The 3,241-nt window shown below is 62.8% G+C and carries 3 protein-coding genes; all 3 read right to left on the bottom strand.

Going from position 1 to position 3,241, the window contains the following annotated elements; genetic code table 11:
* Positions 1 to 333: 333 nt before the first annotated feature.
* Positions 334 to 1,710 (bottom strand): hypothetical protein, encoded by a 1,377-nt coding sequence (locus KDH09_18640; GenBank protein MCB0221722.1) that lies wholly within the window; start codon positions 1,708 to 1,710, stop codon positions 334 to 336.
* Positions 1,711 to 1,860: 150 nt separating this feature from the next.
* A complete protein-coding gene (gene recO, locus KDH09_18635) occupies positions 1,861 to 2,631 on the bottom strand; it encodes a DNA repair protein RecO (protein ID MCB0221721.1) in 771 nt (256 codons plus the stop codon).
* Positions 2,628 to 3,241: DUF1570 domain-containing protein (locus KDH09_18630; GenBank protein ID MCB0221720.1), on the bottom strand; the 614-nt coding region annotated here is incomplete at its 5' end. The genes KDH09_18630 and recO, both read right to left, overlap by 4 nt.

Genomic DNA, 3,241 nt, shown 5'->3' with positions numbered 1-3,241 from the left:
GCCGAACCTCAACATCTTCAATGATCCGCGTCTGGTGAAGGGTCTGGGCGAAGACCTCGTCATGCTCTCGCAGATGAAGGCCAGCGGCGATTCGATCAAGGATCTGGTCGCGGACTCTCGCCCGGCCGAAGCCTGATCCAGCGACCAGCTCTACAAAAAAGGCCGGCAAATTGCCGGCCTTTTTCTTTGTGGGCTGGCTGATATTTGCCCAAAGTTGTCATGCTGAGCGTAGCGAAGAATCCCATGGAAACGGTGTGAACGCGATTCTTCGGGGCACTTCGCACCCCTCAGAACGACAGGTTCACTCGAAGAGTTGAGAACAAGAGTGCGCCGCTACACCGCAGGCTGCGCGCCCTGCCCCTGCCAGGGATTGGAGAAGAAGTCGTTGAGCAGCCGGTTCAGCACGTTGGTCCCCAGATACTCATAGGGGACGTAGACCATTCCGGAACGTCCATCGAGCTCGCGGAAACAGAAGATGTCGGTGAGCCGCACGCGGTCGTGGTGATTTTCGTCCTTGAAGCAGTAGTAGAGCTTGGTCAGATCGACCTTGCGTGCGATGTAGGGGAAGCGCTCCTCGAGGGCGAGGTCCTTGCCGAAGCGAAAGCGCAGCAGGTCGCGCAGGTGGTCGCCGGGTTCGGGCATCAGATCGAAGCGCTTCTTGTAGAGAAACTCCACCGAGATGGACTCGGGCTCGCGCTTGCTGCTGGGCGTGAGTTCCATGGAGAGCAGGCGCACGATCTCGCTCTTGCTCTTCTCCTTATACTCCGGAAGGTTGAAGTGGAGCTGGTAGACGAACACCGTGTTGAGTTCGGGGTTCGCGCTCGCCCAGTCCTTGTTCACGAAAAAGTCGGCCGGGACCGGCGTCACGTCCTTGGTCAGCTTCTTTACCTGACTTGCCGCCGTGGAAATGGCGCCCTTGAGCTGCGCGATATCACCGCCGACCGCTTTGGCCGCCTGGGAGAGTTCATCGAGAATTTTTGAATAGCGCGAGGTGAAGTAGACGAGCTTGCCCTCCACGCCCGAGATTTTCTCAAGACGCTGAAGCGGTGGTTCAGCGAGCGCTTCTTCTTCCTCTTCTCCGCCCAGCAGGGACTCGAAGCTCTCATCCTCGTCCTCGACCGGTGCCGGTGCCGGTGCCGGCGGCGGCGGCGGTGGCGGCGGCGCGGCCTGTGCTGCGGGTGCGGGCGGAGGTGGAGGCGGCGCCGCTTGCGCTGCAGGAGCCTGACCGGTCAGTTCGCTCATGCTCGCCTGTTCGGCCTGCTCTCCCGAAGCCAGTTCGGGATGCACGCTCTTGTTGGGATCGACTTTGTCGAGGATCTCGCCCCAGGCGGTATCGCCCTCGTGACCAACCAGGTATTTCTTGACCCGCTCCATGCCGGCCAGCGGCGTGCCCTGGGGCAGACCCAGCGTGTGACGGCCGAGCGAGGCAAAGATGCGCGCCAGTCGCTCGCGCGTGAGGTCGCCCTCTTCCATGTCACAACTGAGCGTCGTGGTAGCGGTGTCCTGCTTGAAAATGTCGATGAGGTAGTTCTTGACGTCTTCGCAACGCGCCTGCTTGGCGTCTTCGATGACGATCTTTTCGCCGCCGTTGGTGACGACAAAAATGAGGCAATACTCGGGCTCGGCGCCGGGAGCGCCGACATAGGCCAGCAGATTGAACTTCGCCTGGCCCGTGCCCTTGGATAGCAGTGTGAACTGTTGTTGCGACATTGAATACGCAGCCTGCCCGGCAACCTGAAGAAGGCTTCCCCTCTAAATACCGGCCTCTGGCCCGCCCGATCCGTAAATTTGCTGAAAGTCCCCTACTGCCGGACAAAACCTAGGCAATTCCCCGGGCTTTTTCAATCCATCAAGAGCCCGTCAAATGCGGTTTCCGAAGCCTTCCAGGCTCTTCAGGGGTCTACCGATGCGGCTCATCACGAATTCCCGCGTCAGTTCCAGCAATTGGGCGCAGCCCTCCGGGGTGATGCGCACCGCGTTCAGCTCTTCCAGGCTCCGGCAACAGGCGATCTGGCCATAGACGCGCACCCCGGCGGCGGGCAGTCCGTGTTCGGCCCCGGCGGGGATGCAGTGTTCGCAGATGATGCCTCCCTCGTCACGACTCAGGCGCGCCTGCGCGAACTTGTCCGGCGTGCGACCGCAGCGCACGCAGTGCTCGAGCAGCGGCGCAATGCCGGCGGTCTCCAGCAGCTTGAGCAGGTACCACAGCTCCACCAGGCAAATCCGCTCGGGCGGAGTCTCCCGGCCGAGTCCGGCAAGGGCCGCGCAGAGCTGGTCGAAGAGCTCGGGCACGGCTTCGTGTTCGTGAATGAGGTGCGAGGTCGCCTCGCACATGACGCTTGCGCCGCGCAGCGCTCCCAGCGAGGCGCGAAGGCCCAGATGGGCATCGATCTGCTCGGCGCTGTTGAGGGTTTCGAGCCCCTCGCTGCCCGCGCGCTTTCGGCCCAGGTCCAGGCGCGCCAGCGAAAAGAGCTCGATCGCCCCGCCAAAGCGCCGGCGCGAGGCGCGCGCGTTCCTGGCGATGGCGCGAATGAGTCCGTCCTCGCGGGTCAGCAGGGTCAGGATTCGATCGGCTTCCCCGCAGTCGGTGCGGCGGAGCACCAGCGCCCGGGACTGCGCGCGGGTGCTCACCGTTGCATCTTCCTCTCCAGCGAGCGGCGCCAGCGTTCTTCGAGAGTGCTGCGGTCCATGCCGTAGACCGCCTGCAGGGCGGCGTGGGTGTCCTTGCCCTGATTGAATTCATTGAGCAGGCGCTTGATGCGGAACATTCCGCCGTTTTCCTGAATCAGGAAACCCACGAAGGACTGGGACTGCGCATAGGCGATGCCCACGTATTCGTCGGGAAGCCCCGAAAAACCACCTTCGAGATTCCCCATGGCCAGCGCGCCCTGGCGGCCGATGTCGAAGTCCGAGAAGCGGTAGCTGCGCTCATCGGGCTCGAAATACTGGGCTAGCCCCTCGTGCAGCCAGCTCGGCACGCGCTCGCCGCCCATGCGCACGATCACGGCGTGTACGTACTCGTGATAAATCGTGTTCTTGAGCGGCAACGCGTTCGAGCCCAGGCCCTTGGTGGGCAGGCGGATCTTTCCGTCGAAGAGCGCGCCCGACCAATTTGGCGCCGAAAGCGCGCGGTTGTATTGCACGCGCGTGTAGAGCACGACCGCGATCTTGTCCTTGGGATAGAAACCGAACTGGCGGCCGATGTCGCGGCGGGCCTGTTCGAGAATCACGCGCGTGCCGT

It is taken from the genome of Chrysiogenia bacterium (genome assembly GCA_020434085.1).
Lineage (GTDB): Bacteria > JAGRBM01 > JAGRBM01 > JAGRBM01 > JAGRBM01 > JAGRBM01.
Note: the sequence above shows the minus strand (reverse complement) of the source record. Positions and strands in the feature narration are given on the sequence as shown.